Annotated in this window: 16 protein-coding genes, 1 tRNA gene and 1 pseudogene; 7 read left to right on the top strand and 11 right to left on the bottom strand. The window is 75.2% G+C overall.

All coding sequences use genetic code 11. The features are described from left to right. Positions 1 to 103: 103 nt before the first annotated feature. Entirely contained in the window at positions 104 to 850 is a 747-nt protein-coding gene (locus ACGFX4_RS07795; protein ID WP_393071092.1) for a hypothetical protein, read from the top strand. Here ACGFX4_RS07795 and ACGFX4_RS07790 read toward each other — a convergent pair. Further along, the gene (locus tag ACGFX4_RS07790; protein WP_393071091.1) at positions 823 to 1,839 is read right to left on the bottom strand and encodes a hypothetical protein; all 1,017 of its coding nucleotides are present in this window, start codon (positions 1,837 to 1,839) and stop codon (positions 823 to 825) included. The two genes, ACGFX4_RS07795 and ACGFX4_RS07790, sit on opposite strands and share 28 nt — an antisense overlap. Positions 1,840 to 1,991: 152 nt before the next feature. Then, positions 1,992 to 3,488, bottom strand: a complete 1,497-nt coding sequence (locus tag ACGFX4_RS07785) for an aminopeptidase P family protein (RefSeq protein ID WP_393071090.1) — start codon at positions 3,486 to 3,488, stop codon at positions 1,992 to 1,994. Between the two features lie 66 nt (positions 3,489 to 3,554). Here ACGFX4_RS07785 and ACGFX4_RS07780 point away from each other — a divergent pair, with 66 nt between their 5' ends. Further along, positions 3,555 to 4,172, top strand: coding sequence for a helix-turn-helix domain-containing protein (locus ACGFX4_RS07780; RefSeq protein WP_393071089.1), 618 nt, complete (start codon positions 3,555 to 3,557; stop codon positions 4,170 to 4,172). Between the two features lie 338 nt (positions 4,173 to 4,510). Here the strand turns inward: ACGFX4_RS07780 and ACGFX4_RS07775 are convergent. The 6 genes from ACGFX4_RS07775 to ACGFX4_RS07750 all read right to left on the bottom strand — a co-directional run bounded on the left by ACGFX4_RS07775 (position 4,511) and on the right by ACGFX4_RS07750 (position 11,668). Continuing rightward, positions 4,511 to 4,584, bottom strand: a tRNA-Met gene (locus tag ACGFX4_RS07775). Between the two features lie 71 nt (positions 4,585 to 4,655). Further along, positions 4,656 to 5,828: a PrsW family intramembrane metalloprotease gene (locus tag ACGFX4_RS07770; protein WP_393071088.1), complete on the bottom strand. Its 1,173-nt coding sequence runs from the start codon at positions 5,826 to 5,828 to the stop codon at positions 4,656 to 4,658. Positions 5,829 to 5,919: 91 nt separating this feature from the next. After that, positions 5,920 to 6,750 (bottom strand): tRNA (guanosine(46)-N7)-methyltransferase TrmB, encoded by an 831-nt coding sequence (gene trmB / locus ACGFX4_RS07765; RefSeq protein ID WP_393071087.1) that lies wholly within the window; start codon positions 6,748 to 6,750, stop codon positions 5,920 to 5,922. 123 nt (positions 6,751 to 6,873) lie between these two features. Further along, positions 6,874 to 8,100: an L-2-hydroxyglutarate oxidase gene (gene lhgO, locus ACGFX4_RS07760; protein ID WP_393071086.1), complete on the bottom strand. Its 1,227-nt coding sequence runs from the start codon at positions 8,098 to 8,100 to the stop codon at positions 6,874 to 6,876. 58 nt (positions 8,101 to 8,158) lie between these two features. After that, positions 8,159 to 9,715, bottom strand: coding sequence for a TROVE domain-containing protein (locus tag ACGFX4_RS07755; RefSeq protein ID WP_393071085.1), 1,557 nt, complete (start codon positions 9,713 to 9,715; stop codon positions 8,159 to 8,161). A gap of 534 nt (positions 9,716 to 10,249) precedes the next feature. Beyond that, on the bottom strand, positions 10,250 to 11,668 hold the full coding sequence (locus tag ACGFX4_RS07750; protein WP_345698457.1) for an MFS transporter: 1,419 nt from the start codon (positions 11,666 to 11,668) through the stop codon (positions 10,250 to 10,252). A gap of 818 nt (positions 11,669 to 12,486) precedes the next feature. Here ACGFX4_RS07750 and ACGFX4_RS07745 point away from each other — a divergent pair. The 3 genes from ACGFX4_RS07745 to ACGFX4_RS07735 all read left to right on the top strand — a co-directional run bounded on the left by ACGFX4_RS07745 (position 12,487) and on the right by ACGFX4_RS07735 (position 15,994). Further along, on the top strand, positions 12,487 to 14,643 hold the full coding sequence (locus ACGFX4_RS07745) for an asparagine synthase-related protein (protein ID WP_393071084.1): 2,157 nt from the start codon (positions 12,487 to 12,489) through the stop codon (positions 14,641 to 14,643). An 87-nt stretch (positions 14,644 to 14,730) separates the two neighbouring features. Beyond that, positions 14,731 to 15,222, top strand: coding sequence for a universal stress protein (locus tag ACGFX4_RS07740; RefSeq protein WP_393071083.1), 492 nt, complete (start codon positions 14,731 to 14,733; stop codon positions 15,220 to 15,222). Between the two features lie 85 nt (positions 15,223 to 15,307). Then, positions 15,308 to 15,994 carry a DsbA family oxidoreductase gene (locus tag ACGFX4_RS07735; RefSeq protein WP_393071082.1) on the top strand — a complete coding sequence of 229 codons (687 nt, stop codon included), beginning with the start codon at positions 15,308 to 15,310 and terminating at the stop codon, positions 15,992 to 15,994. A gap of 25 nt (positions 15,995 to 16,019) precedes the next feature. On the opposite strand, the gene ACGFX4_RS07730 is transcribed toward ACGFX4_RS07735, so the two are convergent. Both ACGFX4_RS07730 and ACGFX4_RS07725 read right to left on the bottom strand, forming a co-directional pair. Beyond that, the gene (locus ACGFX4_RS07730; protein WP_393071081.1) at positions 16,020 to 18,083 is read right to left on the bottom strand and encodes a sigma-70 family RNA polymerase sigma factor; all 2,064 of its coding nucleotides are present in this window, start codon (positions 18,081 to 18,083) and stop codon (positions 16,020 to 16,022) included. Between the two features lie 193 nt (positions 18,084 to 18,276). After that, the gene (locus ACGFX4_RS07725) at positions 18,277 to 19,023 is read right to left on the bottom strand and encodes a TetR/AcrR family transcriptional regulator (protein ID WP_393071080.1); all 747 of its coding nucleotides are present in this window, start codon (positions 19,021 to 19,023) and stop codon (positions 18,277 to 18,279) included. Between the two features lie 336 nt (positions 19,024 to 19,359). Here ACGFX4_RS07725 and ACGFX4_RS07720 point away from each other — a divergent pair, with 336 nt between their 5' ends. Beyond that, positions 19,360 to 20,715, top strand: coding sequence for an NAD(P)/FAD-dependent oxidoreductase (locus ACGFX4_RS07720; RefSeq protein WP_393071323.1), 1,356 nt, complete (start codon positions 19,360 to 19,362; stop codon positions 20,713 to 20,715). A 224-nt stretch (positions 20,716 to 20,939) separates the two neighbouring features. Next, positions 20,940 to 22,166: pseudogene (locus ACGFX4_RS07715) on the top strand (PP2C family protein-serine/threonine phosphatase); the annotation flags it as partial. Between the two features lie 238 nt (positions 22,167 to 22,404). Here the strand turns inward: ACGFX4_RS07715 and ACGFX4_RS07710 are convergent. Further along, a partial coding sequence (locus tag ACGFX4_RS07710) for a hypothetical protein (RefSeq protein ID WP_393071079.1) occupies positions 22,405 to 22,615 on the bottom strand: 211 nt, incomplete at its 5' end.

Genomic DNA, 22,615 nt, shown 5'->3' with positions numbered 1-22,615 from the left:
GGCGGTCACCCCGCTCCGGTCCGAGGTGCGACGGCCGGGAGGCCGTGGTCCGATGAAGCGGCCGAGGCCGACCCGGCCGCCCGCGAGCCGCCCGAGGAGCGTGATGGACCACCAGGCGCCGACGCTGATCACCTCCCGTCCGCTCGACGAGTACTGCCAGCTCTTCGGCCTGACCCGCAGTCGGCTGGGCGCGGTCGGCGGCCCGGTCCTCGACTGCCCCGGCGGCGCGGCCGGGCTGGCGGCCGAGGCCCGGCAGCTCGGCTGCGAGGTGATCGCCGCCGACCCGGCGTACGCGCTGGCCCCGGCGGCCCTCACCGAGCTGGCCCGGGCCGGGCGGCGGGCCATCGAGGCCGCCGCCCGCACCGACCCGCGGCGGTACCTGCCGGCCGACCGGCACTCCCCGGAGAAGTACCTGCGCAGCTGGGACCGCGCCCACCGGATCTTCACCGCCGACCGGGCCGCCCACCCCGAGCGCTACATCGCCGCCGCCCTGCCCCGCCTGCCGTTCGCCGACCGGACCTTCGCGCTGACCCTCAGCTCCTACCTGCTCTTCGCCTACCCCGAGGTGTTCTCCGCGCAGGCCCAGCTCGCCGCCCTGCTCGAACTCGCCCGCGTCACCCGGCCCGGTGGCGAGGTCCGGGTCTACCCGCTGTACGACGGCGCCGGCCGCCGCTGCCCCCACCTGCCGGGCCTGCGCGCCGCCCTCGGCGGCCACCGGATCGCCACCGAGATGCGCGTGGTGCCCGCGGCCAGGCCCGGGGCACGTCCGCACCGCCTGCTGGTCCTGCGCACCCCGACCCGGGAGGCCCGCAGGCCCCGGGCTCAGTCCTTCGCCGCGGCCTCCGGCTGATCCCCGCTCCGCGCCGGGGTCAGGCCCGGGGCCCCGGCCTCGCCCTGCGCCTGGGTGGGGATCAGGGCGGTCGCGGCCGCGGTCTCCGGCAGCCGCTTGAGGACGTCCTCCGCCACCGCCCGACGGCGCGAGTACGGCGGGACGGTCCGGGTGTTGCGCAGCTTGTAGGCGACCGCGGAGCGCAGCGCGGCCCGGTCGGCCTCGCCCAGGTCCGGCAGCCCGGCGGCGGCCTTGGCGGCGAGCAGCGCCTGCAGCAGCTCGAACGGCGACAGGTGCCGGTCGATGGCCTGGGTGATCAGGTCGACGTTCCGCGCGTCCGGCGCGCCCTGGAGCAGCGCCAGCGCCTGCACCCGCAGCCCCTCCACCCCGGTCTCGAAGAGCTCGCGGACGCGCTCCGGCCCGAAGCCCAGCGAGGGCGCCGCGACCACGGTCTTGGCGACCGAGTCGGCGAGCGTCTGCCGGTCGGCGGCGGTCAGCGCCCGGGCCAGCAGCAGCCGGGTCAGCAACCAGCCGGCCACGAAGCCGACCACGGTGTAGTACACGGCCAGCGCCGAGACGAACCCGGCGGCGCCACCGTGGTCGCCGGCCGCGCCGCCGACCACCGGGGACAGCCACTCGCCGAGTTCCCGCAGCCGGTGCGGCAGGGTGCCGATCTGGGTGAGCCCGGCGCCGAGCAGGATCTTGGTCAGCCAGTCGGAGACCTGCTCCAGGTTGGTGTTGGGGGCGTACCCGGCGGTGGAGGTGGCCCCCTGGTCGTCCGGGTGCGCGGCCGCGCCGCTGGTCAGCAGCCGGGGCACCCCGAAGAGGAAGCCGACCAGCCCGCCGCCGACCGTGAAGGTCGCCGCGACGATCAGCCCGCCGCCGAGCGCCGCCGCCCAGTGCCCGCTCGCCGACGCGTACAGCGCCATGCCCACCAGCCCGGCGGCGACCACCGCGCCCAGACCGAACTTCACCGCCGGCACCGGCTCCCCGCCGCGCTCCAGCTCCATCGTCCCCGCCTCCCCGTCGCGGCCCGGCCTCAGCCCGTCAGCCGCCGAAACCCTACCGATCCGATCGGCAGGGCGGTTCCCCGCCGCCGTCCTGATCAACCCTCAGGCGGCGGCGGGTGCGGGCGCGGCGGGGCCGGCCGGGACGCGGAGGCTCAGCTGCGCAGGCGGGCCAGCCAGGCCTCGACGTCGTCGGCGGTGCGCGGCAGGCCGGCCGAGAGGTTCTCGTTGCCGCTCTCGGTGACCAGGATGTCGTCCTCGATCCGCACCCCGATGCCGCGGTACTCCTCCGGCACCGTCAGGTCCTCCTGCTGGAAGTACAGGCCCGGCTCGACGGTCAGCACCATGCCGGCCTCCAGCGTGCCGTCTACGTAGGTGGAGGTGCGGGCCTCGGCGCAGTCGTGCACGTCCAGGCCGAGCATGTGGCCGGTGCCGGCCAGCGTCCACCGCCGGTGCAGGCCCTGGGCGAACGCCTCGTCCGCCGTCAGGTCGCCCAGCAGGCCCCAGGCGACCAGGTGCTCGGCGAGCACCCGCTGCGCCGCGTGGTGGAAGTCGCGGTAGCCGGCGCCCGGCTTGACCGCGGCGATGCCGGCCTCCTGCGCGGCGTACACCGCGTCGTAGATCTTGCGCTGCAGCGGGGAGAAGGTGCCGTTCACCGGCACGGTGCGGGTCAGGTCCGCGGTGTAGAGGTTGCGGGTCTCCACGCCGGCGTCCAGCAGCAGCAGCTCGCCGGGCCGGGCCTGGCCGTCGTTGCGCACCCAGTGCATGACCGTGGCGTGCGGGCCGGCCGCGGCGATGGTGCTGTAGCCGACGTGGTTGCCCTCGACCCGGGCGCGGACGTAGAAGGTGCCCTCGATCAGCCGCTCCGCGGTGGGCTCGGCGGTCGCCAGGACCTTCATCACGTCCTCGAAGCCGCGCGCGGTGGCCTCGCAGGCGAAGCGCAGCTCGGCGATCTCGAACTCGTCCTTGACCAGGCGCAGCTCGGCGAGGGTCTCGCGGAGCTCCTCGTCCCGCTCGGCGGTGGTCCGGTCGGCCAGCGCCGCCTCGACCCCGGCGTCGTGGCCGCGCAGCACCCGCACCGGCCCGGTCGCGGCGGCCAGCGCCTCGGCCAGGGTGCGGAGGTCGCGGCACTCCAGGCCGAGCAGCCGCTCGTTCTCGGTCAGGCTGTTGCGCCGGCCGTCCCAGAGCTCGCCGTGGTTGTCGAGCCAGAACTCGCCGTTGTCCCGGTCCGAACGGGGCTGCAGGTAGGCGGCCTCGCGGTGGCCGTCGGCGGTCGGCTCCAGCACCAGCACCGCGCGCTCCGACTGGTCGCCGGTCAGGTGGGCGTACTCGGACGACGGACGGAACGGGTAGTCGGTGTCGTTGGCCCGGACCTTGGGGGTGCCGGACGGGACCACCAGCAGTTCGCCGGGGTAGCGGGCGGAGAGCGCGGCCCGGCGGCGGGCGGTGTGCGCGGCCTGCGGGATCGGCTCCAGGTCGTGCCGCTCGGTGTCCGCCCAGCCCTGCCGCATGTTCGCGGCCAGCGCCTCGGTCACTCCCCGGGTCAGCCCGTTCTTCCGCGGCTTGTTGTTCTCGGCCTGGTCCACAACCGTCTCCTGACTCTGATCACTGATGCTGATCGGCGGATCGAGCGGGCTCGGAGCGATCGGCATAATGAACCCGTCTGCTGGCGCGATCCGTACGGTATACCGAACGCCGATCCGAGGAAAGGGGACGCCGTGAACGGCTCCGAGGGATCGGTCCGGGATGTCCTGGCCGCCAACCTGAAGCGGGTGCGCACCCGGAAGGGGCTCTCCCTCTCCGAGCTGTCCCGCCGCTCCGGGATCGGCAAGGCCACCCTCTCCCAGCTGGAGTCCGGCACCGGCAACCCCACCATCGAGACCGTCTTCAGCCTCGCCCGGGAGCTGGACGTGCCGATCTCCGACCTGGTCGACCGACGGCCGGCCGCCGGCCTGACGGTGGTCCGCGCCGCCGAGGTCGAGGTGCTCGCCGGGGAGGGCGTCGACCTGCGCCACCTGCGCCGGATCGAGTCCGGCGACTCGGTGATCGAGGTGTACGACCAGCAGGTGCGGGCCGGCTGCACCCAGGACTCGCTCGGCCATGCCGGCACCGAGCACACCGTGGTCCAGTCCGGCCGGCTCGGCGTCACGGTGGACGGCCGGCAGGTCGAGCTCGGCCCCGGCGACTACGTCGGCTTCGACGCCGGCAGCCCGCACAGCTACACCGCGCTGGACGGCACCGTGCACTCCGTCCTGCTGCTGCACTACCGGGCCGAGCAGAAGCCCCACCTGAACGACCCCGGATTCGGCTCCAAGGGCGCCCACCGTTCGGTATGACGAATGGGCGGGGGTTCGCTTCACGGAACGGACCGGCCGGCGCCACGCCAGGGAATGCCGAAGCCCCCGGGACCTCGCCGTGAGGCCGCCCCGGGGGCTCGACAACTTCTGCGCTCTCCGCCGTGGAGCTACGACCTAGGCCGCGAACTCCACGGAGGCGCGCCCGAGCGAGTCAGACGCGCTCTGCGGCGCAGTCGTGGTGTTACTCACTCAGGATCACCTCCTTTCCGTGTTCTGCAGCCACCATAAGCAACCCGCCCTGCACGGGGCAACGGATTTATCGGGGGCGAAAAGGCCGAAGGCCCGGAGGCGAGCCTCCGGGCCTTCGTGCTACTGAGTAGCGGGGACAGGATTTGAACCTGCGACCTCTGGGTTATGAGCCCAGCGAGCTACCGAGCTGCTCCACCCCGCGTCGGTGAACCCAACACTACGGGAGAGTCGCCGAGAAGGGAAATCGGTTACCGGGGAGGGCCCGGCGCCTCCTCAGCCGTGTGCGGCGGCGACGGCCGACTGCCGTCCGCGCCGGGTCTGCGCCCACACGGCGAAGCACACCAGTACCGCGAAGGCGGGCACCATCACCAGCCCGTACACCAGCAGGAAGCCGTCCGTGCCGAGCCCGGCCGCGGCGTTCCAGGTGCCGTGGATCGCCATCGCCAGCAGCAGCCCGCCGGGGGCGGCCAGCCGGGCCAGCCAGCGCCGCCCGGTGGTCAGCGTGACGGCGATGCCCAGCCCGGTCAGCGCGGTGAACAGCGGGTGGGCGAACGGCGAGAGCAGGCCGCGCAGCACGAAGGTGTGCACCGTCGAGTCGAAGTCCCGCAGGCTCGGTGCCTGGCCCAGGCCGATCGCGTCCAGCCGGGCCTGCCGGTCGGCGCTGAACGCCCGGCCCAGGTAGAGCGCGTTCTCGGTGAAGGAGAACCCGCAGGCGGTCACCCCGCCGAGCACCGTGCCCGCCGCCAGCGTGCGCGGGCTGAGCCGGGACCGCAGCCGTCCGTGCGGCGCCGGCCGGAAGTACGGGTGGGCGCGGACCCGGGACCGGACCGGGCGGCCCGTCCGCAGCCGGACGACCCGCGTCCCGAGCGGACCCCGCCGCCCTGCCGCCGCCCGGGCGTCCCGCCGCACCATTCCGCACGGCGGCGCGGTCCGGCAGCGCGACCGCCGCCGGAACGGCAGCAGCAGCATCAGCAGCGCGCTGGCCTTCGCGGTCTCCTCGATCAGCGGTGTCGCGAACTCGGCGCCCAGCGTCTCGCCCCGGGCGCTGCCCTGGTGCGCGATCAGGAAGTCACTGGCCCAGCCGTTCGCCATGATCGCCACCGTGGTGGCGGCGCACGCCCCCCAGGCCAGGCAGAACAGGGCGTGCCGCATCGGCACCCGGCCGGTCCGGTTCAGCCAGGCCAGCGAGCCCAGCACGAAGGGCAGCGGCAGCAGCGCCAGACCCATCCCGACCAGCAGCCCGACCGTCCCGGTCTGCCGCTGCACCAGGCGCAGGATCAGCAGCCCCGACCCGGCCAGCGCGAACGCCGCCAGCGCCGAGGACAGCGCGGGCCGGCGCAGCGCGGCGAGGCGGCCCAGCCACCGGCCCCGGCGGGCGTGCGACCGCAGCCCGGGGGCGGCTCGGCGCGCCCGGGGCCCGACGGGCACACCGTACGGACTGCTCACGCGCACGAGAGTAGGCGACGCACCCCGTGCCCGGGGAGGTCTCCGCGCAGTCCGTACCCGGAAGAGTACCCAGCGTGATAAGGGGAGTTGCTCAGCGGCGACGGAACAGCAGGTCGTGCACCACGTGGCCCTTGGCCAGGCCGGCCCGCTCGAACTTGGTCACCGGCCGCCACTCGGGCCGCGGCGCGTAGCCGGGCACCGAGCCCTCCGGGTGCTCGGACGGCTCCAGCCAGCCCGAACCGTCACCCTCCGGGTGGACGTTCTCCAACTCCGGCCGGGCCGCCAGCACCTGGGCCATCTGCTCGGCGTACGGCTCCCAGTCGGTCGCGCAGTGCACCAGCGCGCCCGGGGCCAGCCGCGGCAGCACCAGGTCCAGGAAGGAGTCCTGGATCAGCCGGCGCTTGTGGTGCTTGGGCTTCGGCCACGGGTCCGGGAAGTACACCCGCAGGCCCGCCAGCGAGGCGTCCTGCAGCATGTCGCGGAGCAGGATGATCGCGTCGCCCGCCGCCAGCCGGACGTTCTCCGAACCGTCCCGCTCCAGGAACTGCAGCAGGTTGCCGTGGCCCGGGGTGTGCACGTCCGCCGCCAGGATGCCCGCCGACGGGTCGGCCGCCGCCATCGCCGCGGTGGTGTCGCCCATGCCGAAGCCGATCTCCAGCGTCACCGGCCGGCCGTCGAACAGCGTCGGCAGGTCCAGCGGGGTGCCGTCGATCGCCAGGCCGAACCGCTCCCAACCGCGGTCCAGCGCACCGGCCTGCGCCTTGGTGATCCGGCCGCGGCGCGGCTGGAACGTGCGGATCCGGCGCTCGCGGTGCTGTTCCTCGGTGGCCTTGTGCGGGTACATCGGCGCGGGGTACGCCGCCGGTGCGGCGGACATCCGGGCGGACGGGGTCAACTGGGAGGACGGAGCAGAAGCAGTCACAATCGCACCAGTCTACGGCGGTGCCCCGCCGACCGGACCCGGGCGTGACGGATTCCTCAGCCGCCCACCTGCGCCCGTCCGCGCCCGTCCGCCGCTCGCCCAGCCCGCCCGTCCGCCGCCCGCTCAGCCGCCGGCGTCCAGGGCCGCCAGGGCCCGGCGGGCCACCTCACGGCCGATCCCCAGCGAGGCGGTCGCCGCCGGGGACGGTGCGTTCAGCACGTGCACCACCCGCCGCGCCGACCCCGGGTCCGCCGGGTCGAAGCCCGCGAACGCGAAGTCGTCCAGCAGCGAACCGTCCCGCGCCACCGCCTGCGCCCGCACGCCCGCGGTGGCCGGCACCAGGTCGGCCTCGGTCACCGCCGGCAGCAGGCGGCGGACGGCCGCCGTGAACGCCCGCTTGGACAGCGAGCGGTGCAGCTCGCCGATCTCGTACCGCCAGTGCCGCCGGGCGATCTGCCACGTCCCCGGGAAGCGCACCGTCTCCGCCACGTCCCGCAGCTTCACCGTGCGCCAGTCGTAGCCCTCCCGGGCCAGTGCCGGCACCGCGTTCGGGCCCACGTGCACGTCGCCGTGGATGCCCCGGGTCAGGTGCACCCCGAGGAACGGGAACGCCGGGTCCGGCACCGGGTAGACCAGCCCGCGGACCAGGCCGCGCCGGTGCGGCGCCAGTTCGTAGTACTCGCCGCGGAAGGGCACGATCCGCACCCCCGGGTCGTCCCCGGCCATCCGGGCCACCCGGTCGCTGTGCAGGCCCGCGCAGTTCACCAGCACCCCGGCACGCAGCTCGCCCGCGGTCGTTCGCACCGTCACCCCGTCGGAGCGCCGCACGATCGACCGGACCTCGGTGCCCAGCCGCAGCTCCGCGCCCTTCTCCTGGGCCAGCTCGGCGTACCGCCGGGCCACCGCCGGGAAGTCGCAGATGCCGGTCGTCGCCAGGTGCAGCCCGGCCACGCCGGTCACCTCCGGCTCGAACTCCCGGATCCCGGCCGCGTCCAGCTCGGTGACCGGGATGCCGTTCTCCCGCCCGCGCTCCGCGAGCGCGGCGAGCCGCGGCAGTTCCTCGGCCGCCGTGGCCACGATCAGCTTCCCGGTCACCTCGTGCGCGATGCCCTGCTCGCGGCAGAACTCCACCATCTCGGCGGCGCCCCCGGTGGCGTACTGCGCCTTCAACGACCCCGGCCGGTAGTAGACGCCGGAGTGGATCACCCCGCTGTTGCGCCCCGTCTGGTGCGCGGCGAGGCCGCCCTCCTTCTCCAGCACCACCACCGACACCCCGGGCCGCGCCCGGGTCAGCGCGTACGCCGTCGACAGCCCGACGATCCCGCCCCCGACCACCACCACATCCGTCACGGCTCGATAGTGGCACCCCGCCCCGAGCGCCGTCAGGCGCTCGGGGCGTTCGGTCCCGCTACAGCCACGGCCAGTCGGCCCGGGCGCCCGACTCGAGCAGCGGGATCAGCCGGAACGCCGCGTCGCCCAGCCCGCCGAAGGTGTGCCGGCCGCTCACGCCGGAGACCCCGTGGCCCGGCCGGTAGCCCGCCAGGTTCCAGGTGTACACCGGAACCTGCGCGGGGACCGCGCCGAGCGGATCCCCGTAGGAGGCCTGCTCGTCGGTCACGATCACCACCCGGTCGTGCCCGCGGAAGTGCGTGCGCACCGCCTTCGCGGTGTCGGTCCCGCCGAGGTTTCCGAACCGCTCCACCGCCTTCAGCACCGACTCGCCGCGCCGCAGCTCGATCACGGAGCTGCCGGTGCCGAACTCCACCAGGTCCGCGTGCTCGGCCCGCAGCGCCAGCGCCGTACCGAAGACCGCCGCCGAGTCCGCCCGGTTGAGCTGGGTCTGCGCACTCGGCCGGTCGAACATCGACCCGGACCGGTCCACCAGCACCAGGGTCCGCCCCGGCAGCGCCGGGACGTTCTCCAGCGAGTGGCCGAGCGCCTTCTCCAGCGCCCAACTCCAGCGCAGCGACGGCGCGTTCCGGTACGCGGCCAGGTACCGGAACGGGAACTGCCGCCCCTTCCGGACCTCGCCGCGGTCGGCGATCCGCTGTGCCACCGCCTCCGCGACCTCGTCCGTGACACCGGCCTGGTCGAAGTTGCGCAGGTTCCGCAGCAGCGCCATCGTCCCCATCGACGGGATGATCGCCTGCCACGCCGCGGCGTCCATCGGGCCCTGCAGCCAGCCGGCCAGCGCCTCCCAGGTCAGCCCGGCCGCGGCCAGCCGCTCCGGGCCGTCCTCGCCGGTCAGCACCGCCCGCCGCTGCTCCACCGGCAGCGCGAGCAGCGCCCGGTTGGCGGTGAGCAGCGCGGCGTCGGCCGGCGGCACGGCCTCGTCCGGCCGGTGCCGGCGGTCCAGCGCGTACCGGAACAGCTCGCCCTGCCAGGCCTTCCGCGGGTCCGGCGAGGGGTGCGTCAACTCCAGGACGTCACCGAAGCGGTAGCCCTTCGAGGCGGTGTCGTACTTCAGCAGCGACCGGCCGTCGTACAGCCGGCGGACGGCGTCCGCGACACCGCGCTTGACCGGCTGCGGCAGGTTCCGCCCGTAGCGCCCCGTCCAGTAGGCGAGGAACTCGCCCGGCTCGTCGGCCCGCTGGAGCACCGCGTCGATCACCTGCCGCGAGTGGCCGGGCGCCTTGGCGTCCAGCCGGGCCCGGGTGAACTCGGCCGCGCCGACCAGCGAGGCGGTCCGCATGTGCGCGCCGTAGCGCAGCCAGCGCAGCAGCCCGAGCGTCCACTCCGGGTCCGAGACGGCCAGCTGCCGCACCAGCGCGGTGTACCGGTCGTCCCGGTCGCCGCCGCGCTCGTAGAAGGTGTCCTGCCCGACCAGGTTGCTCACCGCGAGCAGGAACAGCTCGGACTTCTCGTCCCGCAGGTACCCGACCCCGCCCTCGTGGGTGACCACCCGCTGCCCGGTCGTGGCCACCGGTGAACTCTTCTTCTTCGTGCGGACATTGAAACGAGACATGAAAAATCCCCCTGGGAGAAAGACAGGGGGAGGCATGGCAGAAAAAGGCGCGCCCGAGATCGAGCCGCGGTCCGGCGAACCGACGGCGACGGCGGGGGCGACAGTCCCGCGCGCTGCCATTACGCGACCGGCCCCGACTCGCGTCGCGGCCGACCGGGATTCGAACCCGGACTACGGGAGCCGGAAGTAGCCCCTGCCTGCGCACCGGGCGCTCCCGATGCTGTGCCTCCCGAGATCAAAGGCGGCATCGGTACGGGACCTGACTCTTGCGGATTTGAACCGCGGCTCCCCGAGGGGAGCGTTACCTGAAGTAACCGAAGCCTGCGCACCGGGAGGTGCGTATTCAAGAATAGGTGTCCAGAGAACAGAAGCGGCTGAGGTGACATTAGCTGCTCTACCGATTGAGCTACACCGGCCCGAAGCCGATGACGGGACTCGAACCCGCAACCCGCCCATTAACAGTGGAAGTAACCTCTGCCTGCGCACCTGGACAAGAGAGACGATAACCGGCGGGCGAACGGGCCCGCACGCGAATTACGCCGACCCCGCCAGCACCAGCCGCGCGCGCTCGGTCAGCTCCTTCACCCGCCGCTCGTCCGAGTACGGCTCCAGCCGCCGCAGCAGTTCCACCACGTACTCGCGGCTGCGGTGCGAGGAGATCCGGCCCGCCACCTCGACCGCCCGCTCCCCGGCCGCGACCGCCGCGTCCAGGTCGCCGGCCTCCGCCTCGGCCATCGCCGAGACCACCAGCCGCAGGCCGTGCGAGCGGACGAACCCCTCGGTCGGCCGGGCCAGCGCCTCCCGGGTGAACTGGCGCACCTTGGACGGCACCCCGAGGTCGCGGAAGCACTCCGCCGCGTCCGCCGCCAGCCGGTCGTAGGCGTAGAAGTCGATCCAGGTCGGATCGGGGTCGCCCGGCCGGGACCGGTCCAGTGCCGCCTCCGCCGCCGACAGCGCCGCCCCGCACGCCGCCGCGTTGCCCGCCTTGGCGTGCGCCCGCGCCTCCACCAGGTGGAAGAAGCTCATCGTCCGCGCCGTCGCCAGGCCCCGGTTGCGCTCCAGCGCCGCCTGCGCCAGGTCCACCGCCTCGTCCGGGAAGGACCGGTACGAGGCCTGCAGGCTCATCGAGGCCAGCACGTAGCCGCCGAGCGGCACGTCGCCCGCGGCCCGGGCGAGGCGCAGAGCCTGGATGTAGTACCGCTGCGCCGCCTCGTGCTGGCCGGTGTCGAACGCCATCCACCCGGCCAGCCTGGTCAGTTCGGCGGTCGCCCCGAACAGTGCCCGGCCGACCGCGTCGCTGTACGAGGCCAGCAGCAGCGGCGCCGCCTCCACCCGCAGGCACTCCGGCACCATCGACGAACGCCAGTCCCCGCCGCCGTACTTGGAGTCCCAGCGGCGGGCCTCCTGGGCCGCCTCGCGCAGCTTCGCCGCGTCGGTGTGCCCCACCCGGTAGCCGGACGGGTCCGGCAGCACCTCGCGGGCCACCGAACCGTCCGCCGGGGTGATCAGCCAGCGCGACACCGGCGTCGCGTACGCCGACACCGAGAAGGTGCCCGCCAGGCTGTCGCTCCACCGGCCGCCGCCCGGGCCGCGCCGCAGGTCCAGGTCGACCCGCCACAGCTCGGTCGCCGAACGCACCGCCTCCGGCACCTCGCGCGGGAACTCCAGGCCCAGCTCCGGCGTCGGGTGCGAGTCCGCCAGGCCGATCTCCTCCAACGGCACCGGCCGGCCCAGCTTGTTGCCCAGCGCGGTGGCGATCAGGTGCGGCACCGGACGCTGCGGCACCATGCCCTTGGTGACCCACCGGGCCACCGACGTCTTGTCGTAGCGGAGCGTCAGGCCGCGCTGCGCACCGAGGTCGTTGACCCGGCGGGCGAGACCCGCGTTGGAGATCTGGGCGAGCGAGAGGAGTGCACCGAGCCGATCGTTCGGGCCTCGAGAGCTGGCGGTCATGGTGGCGGTGGCACCCCCTGGCGACGTGGTGCGCGGACGGTGGCGAACGCGGACAGCGGCGCGCCACCGGGCTGCTGCTGCACCTAGCGTAGTCGTCCGGGTTCCGAGGGTTAAGGGTCGGCATTCCGGATGGCGGGATCGCGCACCCGCGAGGCCGACCGTCGACCGGCGCCCGGGCGGACGCGCCCGCCCCCGCCGGGCCGTCGCGGACGCCCGTGCTCCGGTGCCGTGCCCACGTGCGCCACTCGTGCTCCCTGGCCTCGCGAGCAGGTCGGCGATTCGCTGGAGGCCGTGGATCGGCCCGCCGTCGAGGACCCGGCGGGCCGGGGGAAACGCTGCCGTGATCCCCGCGGGCAGCGAGCGGTCCGGGAGGGCATGCGGATGCCCTCCCGGGCATGCGACGCCTTTCGGCCATTTCCGGGCCCCGTCCGGCCCGGAATCCACCGCCGGAACGGCAGGACGGCACGGCCCGGGCCCCGGAGGGGGCGGCCCGGCCCGCGCCACCCCCCGCCACCCCGCCACGCTCCGCCCTCGCCCCCGCGCGGCCCGTCCGCCGCCCGGCACCGCGCCACCGCACGCCACCACCGGCGCGCGGCCCGCCCGCCGAGCCCCCCGTCACCCTCCGCGACCGTCGCCCGCCGTCCGCTCCCCGGGCCGTGCACGACCCGCCCCGGCGTCCCGATCGGACGTCAATCCTCGTACTGAGCTGCGCAACAGGGGTTCCCCGGCGCCACTCCGGTGGCACGATGTCTCCTGACGGCGCGCTCCCCGCCCCGCGGGTCCCGCGTGCCCGGTTCCTCGTCAGGCGGAGGCGCGCGATGCGGTGGCTCACCGGCTGGAGCGGCCTGACCCGGGCCGCCGACCCCGCGCTGGCCGCGGTCCGCCCGCTCGCCGCGACCACGCTCTGGGCCGGGCCCAACTCGCTCTGGGCGGTGGGCGACTGGCGCCCGGACGAGATCCGCCTCGCCACCCTCCGCCCCGGCGCCCCGGCCACCGTCACCGGCGGGCTCGTCCCCCTCGACCCCACCGAGCTGACCGCCGCCGACTCCCCGGCCACCGTCCGGCTCGCCGTGCTCGGCCGCTGCGGCGCCTCCGACCGCGAGCTCGCCGCCGGCCTCGCCGCGGCCCGTGGCGGCGCCGTCCGCCACCTCACCCACTGGCCCGGCAGTTACACCGTGGTCCTCTCCACCGGTGCCCGCTCCACCGTCCTGCTCACCGACCTGGCCGGTGCGCTCCCGGTCTTCCACACCCCCTTCGCCGGCGGCACCGCGTACGCCACGGCCGCCCTCCCGCTCGCCGACCTGACCGGCGCCCCCGTCGACCCCGAGTACCTCGCCGCCCACCTGGCCGTCCCCGACTCGCCCGAGGCCACCGGCACCCGCACCCCGTACGCCGGAGTCCACCGCGTCCCGCCCGGTCACACCCTCGGCATCCGGTCCGGCCGTCCCTACCTCTCCCCGTACGAACCCGAGCCCGGCCCCGAGCCCCGCGAGGAACCCCCGGCCGTCCGCGAACTCACCCGCGCCCTGCTGGAGGCCGTCCGCTGCCGGGTCCGCACCGCCCCCGAGCCCACCTCCGACCGGCCCCGCCTCGGCGTCGACCTCTCGTACGGCACCGCCTCCGCGACGGTCGCGCTGCTCGCCGCGGCCGTCCCGCTCCCGGCCGGCCCCGCCCCCACCGCCCGGAGGGCGACCGACCCGCCCGTCCGCACCGGCGCGGTCAAGGGCTCCTGGGCCCGCCCCGCCGCCCACCGGGAGGACGACGAGGACCGCGAGGACCCCGGGCCGACCCTGGCCGCCGTCACCCTCGCCGCCCACGACGGCCCGGACGCCGCCGACCGCCCTGGCACCCTCGCCCTCGCGGTCGACGCGCCGCGCCTGCGGCACATCCTGCTGCCCGCCGCGCTCCCGTACACCGACCTGTCCGCCGACCCGCTCGCCGGACCGCTCACCGACGAACCCGGCACCGCCCTGCTCGCCGCCGACCGCTTCGCCGCCGCACACCGCGCCGGCGGCGCCGACCACCTCACCGGCTACGGCGCCCGCCAGGTCCTCGACGGCCACCCCGCCCGGCTCGCCGACCTGATCCGCACCGGCCGCGCCCGTGAACTCCTCGCCCCGGTCGTCGCCCTGGCCGGCGCCGACCGGGCCACCGCCGGCGCGCTCACCGGCACCGTCCGCACCCCGGTCACCGTGCTCCGGGCCGCCCGCCGGCTCGCCCGCACCCGCTACGCGGAGGCCCTCGACGACCTCGCCGTCCGGCTCACCGTCAGACCGCCGGTCGCCGACCCCGTCACCGCCGGCACCGGCGCCGCCGCCGACCTCGCCTGGACCGTCCCCGCCCCGGCCGCCCGGCTGCTCTCCGACGAGGCCCTCGCCGTCCTCGCCCAGCGGCTGCGCACCGCCGCCCGCGGACCCGCACCCGCCGAACACCCCGGCGCCCGCCGCGCCCGGCTCGCCCTGCACCGGCACGCCGCCGACTTCCGCACCCTGGTCCACGCCACCGAACAGCACGGCCAGCGGCTGCACGCGCCCTTCCTCGACAACCAGGTGGTCCGCGCCGCCCGGCTGCTCCCCGACGAGACCCGGCTGCAACCGGGCGCCCGGCACGCCCTGCTGCGCGCCGTCCTGGCCGGCACCGGCCGGGCCGACCTGCCCGCCGACTGGGGCCGCGGCCCCCGACCCGACCGCCTCACGCCCGCCCGGACCGGCCTGCGCCTGGCCGCCGACACCCTCGCCGACCTGTTCCACCGGCCGCTGCTCGGCGACGCCGGGCTGATCGACGTCCCCGCCGTCCGCCGCACCCTCGCCCTGGCCACCGACCCGGAGCACCCGCTGCCCCCGGCGACCGTCGGCGCCCTCGCCGACCTGATCGCCACCGAGCTCTGGCTCCGCCGCACCGCCGCCCGCCGGCACGGCTCCTCCTGGACCAACCTCCCCGGCCCCCGCCGCCCCGCCCTGGACCCCCGGCCCTGAGCGCCCGGCGCCGAGCGCCCGCCCCGGGCTCCCGCCGTGCGGCGTGCCGACCGGGAGCCGCCGCGCCCAGCGGGAATCATGGGCCGGGTGAGAGAACCGTTCCCCGTGCTCGGTGAGGCGCCGGCCGGGCGCCCCGGGGTGTTGGTGGCGTGCGACGGCTCCGACGGTTCGCTGTGGGCGCTCGACCGCGCGATGACCGAGGCGGAGCTGTTCCGGCTGCCGCTCTACGTCCTCGCGGTGGTCAACCCGTCGCCGACCGGGTACCCACCGGGGATGGCCGAGCTGGTGCAGGAGAGCGTCGAGCACCTCACCGCGAGCATGGCGGACGGCCTGCGCCGCGCCGTCTCCACCGTCCAGTCGGCCCGTGAGCGGCCGTACGGCGGCGAGCTCTCGCTGCACGTGGTGCTCGGCAACGTGATCGAGGTGCTGCTGCAGACCGCGTCCGCCCACCACACGCTGGTGGTCGGCACCCGGGGCAACGGCGGCTTCGCCCGGCTGCTGCTGGGCTCGGTGAGCACCGCGGCGGTGCACCACTGCTCGCGCCCCGTGCTGGTCGTCCCGGCGCCCCCGGTGACCTGAGCGGCCCGCCGCGGGGGAATGCCGGCCGGATGGTTGAGCGTTCACCAATGGTTACCCCGTACGGCAACCCCTGGAGTCCCGCGTCATGAAGGTCGAGATCTACTCGGACATCGCCTGCCCCTGGTGCTACATCGGCAAGCGCCGCTTCGAGCAGGCGCTGGAGCGCTTCGAGGGCAAGGACGGCGTCGAGGTGGTCTTCCGGCCGTACCAGCTGGTGCCGGACGCGTCCGAGGAGCCGCGCAACCACCGCGAGTGGCTGGCCGAGCGCTACGGCCCGCAGTCGGTCGCGATGGACGCCCGGGTCGCAGAGCTGGGCCGCGCCGAGGGCATCAGCTACGACTTCGACGCCGCGATCGAGGTCAACACCCTGCTCGCGCACCGCCTGCTGCACCTCGCCGAGACCGAGTACGGCCCGGCCGCGCAGACGGACCTCAAGGAGCGGCTGCTCAAGGCGCACTTCTCCGACGGCGTCAACGTCGGCGACCGCGCCGCGCTCACCGCGATCGCCGCGGCCGCGGGGCTGGACGCCGAGCGGGTCGCCGCCTACCTGGCCGGCGACGAGGGCACCGCCGAGGTCCGCGCCCAGCTGGCCGCCGCCCGCGACCTGGGCATCAGCGCGGTGCCGACCTTCGTCTTCGAGGGCCGCTGGGCGGTCCAGGGCGGGCAGGAGGCGGACACCTTCCTCTCCGTGCTGCGCCAGGTCGCCGCCGAGACCGGCGCCGTCACTCCGGCCCCGGCCGAGGGCTGCGCCGACGACGCCTGCGCGGTCTGACCGCGCCCCCCGGACCGGGACGGGCTCAGCAGCTGAACCTGGCCGACGCCCAGTCCGCCACGTCCAGCCGGCCGAGCCCGCCCGTCGCGGGCTCGACGACCAGCCGGATCCAGCGCTGCCCGGAGAGCGGGGCGTGCACCCGCACCGCCCCGTCCCCGGCACCCACCCGGCCCGAGGTCCACAGCGTGCGGCCGTCGCCGCCCTGCACCGAGAACTCCACCCGGCCGAGCTTCAGGCCGAGGTCGTCCAGCCCGGCCACCGCGTCGAACGAGTCGCACGGCCGGTTGAGGTCGATCCGCACGCTGGACGGCACCCGCACCGCCAGGACGTGCGAGTAGTGCGACCCGCCCACCCAGGACCCGCCGGTGCGCACCACCTGGCCGCGGCCGTGGATCGCCGGGCTGTCCTCGGGCACCCGGTTGCCGCCGACGAACGGCAACTCGTCCAGCCAGAAGGTGCTCGGCGGCTGCACTACCGGCGGTTCGACCACCGGCGGCTCCGGAGGCTGCGGCGGCTCCGGGGGAGTGACGGTCGGCGTCGGCACCGGCGGGGGTGTCGGGGTCGGCGACTCGACCGCCGGGGGCTCCGGCGTCGGGGTCGGGCTGGGCACGGGCATCGCCCGCGACGCCGGCGTGGGCGTGGGTGTGGGTGTCGGTGTCGGGGTCGGGGTGGGCTCCGGCGCGGGCTCGGACGGCGGGGGGCTCGGCGCGGGCGATGGCGGGGCCACCGGCGGCACGGCCGGGGCCGAGGACACGGGCGGAGCGGCCACCGGGGCCGGCGGCTGCTCCGGCGAGCCGGCCAGCGCGTACGCGGCCACCGCCGCCACCGCCACCGCGACACCGGCCGCGATGCCCGCCTTGGCGGCCGCGCCCAGCCCCTCCCCGGCCACCGCCCCGACACCCGAGCCCGACCCGCCGGCCGCACCCGCACCGACGGCCGCCGTTCCGCCCGCCGTCGCTGTTCCCGCCGTCGCGCCGCCCGCCGCCGTGCCCGCGACCACGCCGCCGGCCACCACCGCGCCACCGGCCACGGCCGCCGCGGCGGCCGTGAAGTACCCGGACCCGACCCAGAGCAGCACGCCCCCGGGCAGCACCGCCCGCAGGCTGTGGTTGATGTCGGCCAGCTCCAGGTACGCCGCCGTGCAGCGGTCGCACTCCTGGATGTGCTTCCCGACCTCCGCCGAGGCCCGCTTGCGCAGCGACCCGCGCGCGTACGCGCCGAGCCGGTTGGCGTACGCCGCGCAACCGGAGGCCTGGCTGCCCGACACGTGGGCCTGCAGGAAGGCGGCGGCCAGCCGGTCGCGCGCCCGGTGCGCCTGCACCGCCGTCGCGTTGGCCGTCTTGCCGAGCATCACCGCCACCGTCTTCGGCGACTCCCGCTCGACCTCGGTGTGCCAGAGCACCACCCGGTCGTCCTCGGGCAGCTCGGCGTAGGCCTGCATGACCATCCGCCGGTCGGCCAGGGCCATCGCCCAGGCGTCCGCCCCGGGGTCGGCCAGGTCGAACTCCACGGTCGCGGCCGAGGTCTCCGCGAACAGGCTGAAGTCGTCGACCAGTTGTTCGCGCCGGTCGCTGCGGCCCCAGGCCGCCGCCACGTTGCGCACCGCCGTCAGCAGGTAGGCGCGGACCGCGAACTCCGGACCCTTGCCCGCCTTCAGCGCCTGCAGCGTGCGGGCGAACACCTCGCCCGCCAGGTCCTCCGCGGTGAAGCTGTCCCGGCAGCACGTCCGGGCGTAGCGGCGCACCGAGTCGGCGTGCCGCCGGTAGATCTCCTCGTACGCGGCGTCGTCCCCGGCCCGGACCCGGGCCGTCAACTCGGCGTCGGAGGGCGGGCGCTCCCCGTCGACCGGATCGGCGGGCGCGGGCACCACGGCCCGCACCGCATCGGCCTCGGCGTGGCCGCCGAACTCGCGCGGCCCGACGAACGCCGCCGGGGTGACCCCGCCCTGCCCGGCGGCCGCCTGCCCCGGCACCCGGCCGGACAGCGACTCACGGGCCGGGCTGCCGCCCTGGTCCGGCACGTGGCCGGGCGCCCCCAGTCCGGGCCCGAACTCGCCGGGCCCGTACTCGCTCTGCTCCTCGGCGCTCACCGCCGACCTCCGGACAGCTCGGGGGAGGGAACGGCACGCAACGGGACAATGGCTCCAACCACGGGCAAAGAATGGCATAGCGCGAGGTCCACCGGTAGCCGGACCGGCCCGACCCACTCTTCCGGGCAGCACCCGCCGACCAGTTCGGACAGCCGGCCAACTGCCCGAACCGGCACGGCCCGCACCCGGCCGATCAGGCCGAGCGCAGCCCCTGCAGCAGGATCTCCAACAGCCGCTCGCCCGGCGAACCGTCCGTCCGACCGGCCGCCGCCCGCGCCGCGGCCGCGTGCACCGGAACGGCCGCGGTCAGCACCAGCACCACGTCCGACACGCTCACCCCCGGCCGCAGCTCCCCGGCCGCACCGGCCCGGGCGACCAGCGCCGCCAGCAGGTGCAGCAGCAGCCGCGGATCGGCCGACTCCTCGACCGGCTCGGCCGGCACCGGCGCGAACGCCCGCTGCTCCGCGCCGCGCTGCTCCGGAACCCGGCCGATCTCCTCCGCGTACCGGAAGGCGTCCGGCGGCAGCAGCCTGCCCGCGCCCGACGCCGCCGCCCGCTCCAGGAAGCCCGACAGCGCCTCCCACGGACCGGCGGTGGAGCCGTACAGCGACTCCCGGGCCTGCGCGGTCAGCCAGGCGACCTCCTCGGCCGCGATCCGCTGGACCAGCACCTCCTTGCTCGGGAAACGCCGGTACACGGTGCCGACACCGACCCCGGCGCGGCGCGCGACCTCCTCCATCGGCGCGCCGTAGCCGAGTTCGCCGAACACCTCACGGGCGGCCCGGAGCACGCTCTCCAGGTTCCGCCGGGCGTCCACCCGCAGCCGGGAGCCGCCGCCGCGGCCGGCCCCCTGCTCCACCTCGACCGGACCGCGCTGCTCGGGCACCACATGCCGGCCCACGGCCACCGGCAGTACCGTCGCGCGTTCCTGATCAGTCATCTCAACCTCCCCCGAAGGCGCCCGCCCCGGGCGCCGAACAGTCCAACCAGCGCACCCCCCGGTGCAACCCTTCCCCGGAACCCCGCCCTCCAGTCGGGCGGCTCGCGGGCGGCTCGGGAGCGGCCGGGCCCGGACCGGCTCCCTCGGCGGTCCGACGCACAATCCGACCATAGTTCAAGGAAGTTCGCGGAAGAAGTGGACCTTTGCCCATCCGATGCCCATCCGATCCGATCCGGAGTGTGGACAAGAGGGCTCCCGGGGGTGCGTCATAGGGGGACACAACAAGGACGTACAGCGGATCACAGCGCAGACGGCGGCCGGAGGTGCCCCATCAGGATCCTGATCATCGGCGGCGGCTGCGCCGGCATGACCACCGCCGCCCGCCTCCAGCAGCTGCTCCGCACGGAGCTCCGATCGGGTGACACCGAGATCACCGTCGTCGAGCCGCAGCCCTACCTGACCTACCAGCCCCTGCTCGCCGAGGTGGCCGCCGGCTCCATCGACCCGCGGCACGTCGTCGTCCCGCTGCGCCGCGCCCTGCCGGACTGCCGGGTGCTCACCGCCCGGGTCACCAGGATCGACCACGCCACCAAGCGCGCCTGGGTCGACGCCGCCCCGCGCGGCGAGCTCCGGCTGCCCACCGAAATCCCGTACGACGTGCTGGTGGTGGCGCCGGGAGCGGTCTCCAGGACCGTCCCCGTCCCCGGCCTCGCGGAGCACGGCCTCGGCTTCGGCACCGTCGGCGAGGCGGTCAGCCTGCGCAACCACGTCCTCGAACAGCTCGACCTCGCCTCCACCACCCGCGACCCCGAGCTCCGCCAGGCCGCGCTCACCTTCGTCTTCGTCGGCGCCGGCTACGCGGGCGTCGGCGCCCTCGCCGAACTCGAGGACATGGCCCGGTACGCGGTCAAGGGCTTCCACAACCTCACCACCGACGACCTGCGCTGGGTGCTGGTTGAGGCGACCGACCGGATCCTCCCCGAGGAGTCCGTCGAGCTCGCCGCCCACACCCTCGCCCAGCTGCGCGACCGGGCGGTCGACGTCCGGCTCTCCACCAAGCTGGAGTCCGCCGCCGACCGCCTGATGGTGCTCTCCGACGGCAGCCGCTTCGCCGCCCGCACCCTGGTCTGGACGGCCGGCGTCCGCCCGGCCCCCGTACTCCGCCTCACCGACCTCCCGCTCGACGCCGAGAGCCGGGTCCCCTGCCTGCCCACCCTCCAGGTCGCCACCGCCGACGGCACCGTGCTGCCCGACGCCTGGGCCGCCGGCGACTGCGCCGCCGTCCCCGACCCCACCCGCGACGGCGACCCCTGCGCGCCCAACGCCCAGCACGCCCTCGCCCAGGCCGCCCTGCTCGCCGAGAACCTGGTCGCCGTCCTGACCGGCCGGCCGCTCACCGAGTACCGGCCCGGACCGGCCGCCTGCTCCACCTCGCTCGGCCTGCGCAAGGCCGTCGCCCACACCCGCAGCGGCAACCGGGTCACCGGACGGCGCGCCTGGTGGCTGCACCGCGCCCGCCACCTGCGCCGCCTGCCCAGCACCGACCGCCGGATCCGGGTCCTCACCGACTGGCTGCTCGGCGGCCTGTTCAGCCGCGAAGTGGTGACCCTGGGCGCCGTCGAGCACCCCCGCGCCGAGTTCGAGGCCGGCTTCACCGAGAACAGAATCCCGGGGGCGCGCCCGGAGTCGTAGCGGGGGCGCATGAAACCACGGACGCGCCACGATCAGGGCGCGACTTCCGAAACCACCCGGAGGCCTGACAGGATCAGCCTCGTCGGATCATCACGCCGAGTATTTGGCTGTACGCAAATCGTGATGATCGTACCTAATCTGGAACCTGCCCCCTCTCTTTCCTACGGACCCCTCCCGACGCCAGACTGCCCCGACCCGTACCCGTACCGAAGAAGCGGCCGACGTTGAACCTCATGCGCTGGAGCGCCCGGCTCACCGGAGCCCCGTGGCGCGCCGCTCCGCCCACCGCCGACGAGCCGGTCACCGTCCCCGGCCCGCGGGACCCCGTCGTGCCGCCCGGCCTCCTCGACCCGTGCGAGCTGGAGCTCCTCAACGACCAGCGGGACGTCCTGCGCCGACTGCCCGCCCCCGTCGCCGTCACCTACGGGCCCCAGCACCAGCTCGGCTACGCCAACCGCGCCTACCGCGAACTCTTCGGCACCCGCACCATCGGCCTGCCCGCCGCCGACGCCCTCCCCGAGCTGAGCACCCTCGGTGTGCTCCCCCTGCTCGACCAGGTCCTGCGCTCCGGCCGTCCCCGCGCCGTCAAGGCGCGCTGCATCCTCGGCCTCAACGGCAGCCGGTACTACAACATCTCCTGTGTGCCGCTCGGCGCCGACACCACCGCCCCGATCGGCGTCCTGATCTTCGCCGCCGAGGTCACCGACCAGGTCCAGGCCGCCGGCCGCCTCCGCGAAGCCGAACGCCGCCAGCGCGAGGCCGCCGTCACCCTCCAGCGCAGCCTCCTCCCGCAGAAGCTCGAACAGCCCGCCGACCTCCGGGTCGCCGCCACCTACCAACCCGGCGGCGCCGACGCCGCCGTCGGCGGCGACTGGTACGACGTCATCGGCATCGAAGGCGGCCGGACCGCCCTGGTCATCGGCGACGTCATGGGCCGAGGACTGCGCGCCGCCGCCGTCATGGGCCAGCTGCGCACCGCCGTCCGCGCCTACGCCCGGCTCGACCTCCCGCCCGACCGCGTGATGGGCCTGCTCGACGGCCTCGCCATGGAGATCGACGCCAACCAGATCGCCACCTGCGCGTACGCGGTCTGGGACCCGGCCACCCACACCCTCCACTACGCCTCCGCCGGCCACCTCCCCCTCCTGCTCCGCTGCCCCGACGGCACCGTCCTGCGCGGCGAGGAACAGAACGGCCCCCCGCTCGGCACCGGCGGCGGCACCCACCTCTCCCACACCCTCCGCCTCCTCCCCGGCACCACCGGCGTCCTCTACACCGACGGCCTGGTCGAACGGCGCGAGGAAGACATCGACCAAGGGCTCGACCAACTCGCCCGCACCCTCGCCGGCGCCACCGGCACCCCCGACGTGGTCTGCTCCCGCCTGCTCCGGGCGATGGGCGTCACCGCCGAGCACGACGACGACGTGGCGGTGCTCGCCTTCCAGGTGCCACTTGAACCCGAGGCGTCCGGTGTGTAAAGTTCTCCGAGTTGCCTGACAGGGAGCACCGGACACGTGTCGACGTGGACGATCCCGGGGCGGCCAATCCTTGAAACACCACTTCTGATCCGTAGCGGGTCGCGTCTGTTCGCGTCTCCGTTCGTATTTGGTGTGCGCGTTTATATGGATTGCGGCCGGATTCGCTTTTCGGAGCGGGGATCGGCTAGAGTTTGAAACGTCGGACGGGCCGTCAGGTCGAAGAAGACGAAAGCGAGTCGGGAAAGCACACGGTGCGGATCTGATAAGCTTGAAACACGAAAGAACGAAGCGCCCGGAGGGCCCGCTGGAAGGCGGTCCGAAGGAAGCGTCCGTTCCTTGAGAACTCAACAGCGTGCCAAAAGTCAACGCCAGATATGTTGACATCCCCGGCCTCAGATTCTTCTGGGGTTGGAGATTCCTTT

Source organism: Kitasatospora sp. NPDC048365 (genome assembly GCF_043200835.1).
GTDB lineage: Bacteria > Actinomycetota > Actinomycetes > Streptomycetales > Streptomycetaceae > Kitasatospora > Kitasatospora terrestris.
The sequence above is the reverse complement of the archived record's forward strand: the minus strand, read 5'-3'. Positions and strand labels throughout refer to the sequence as shown.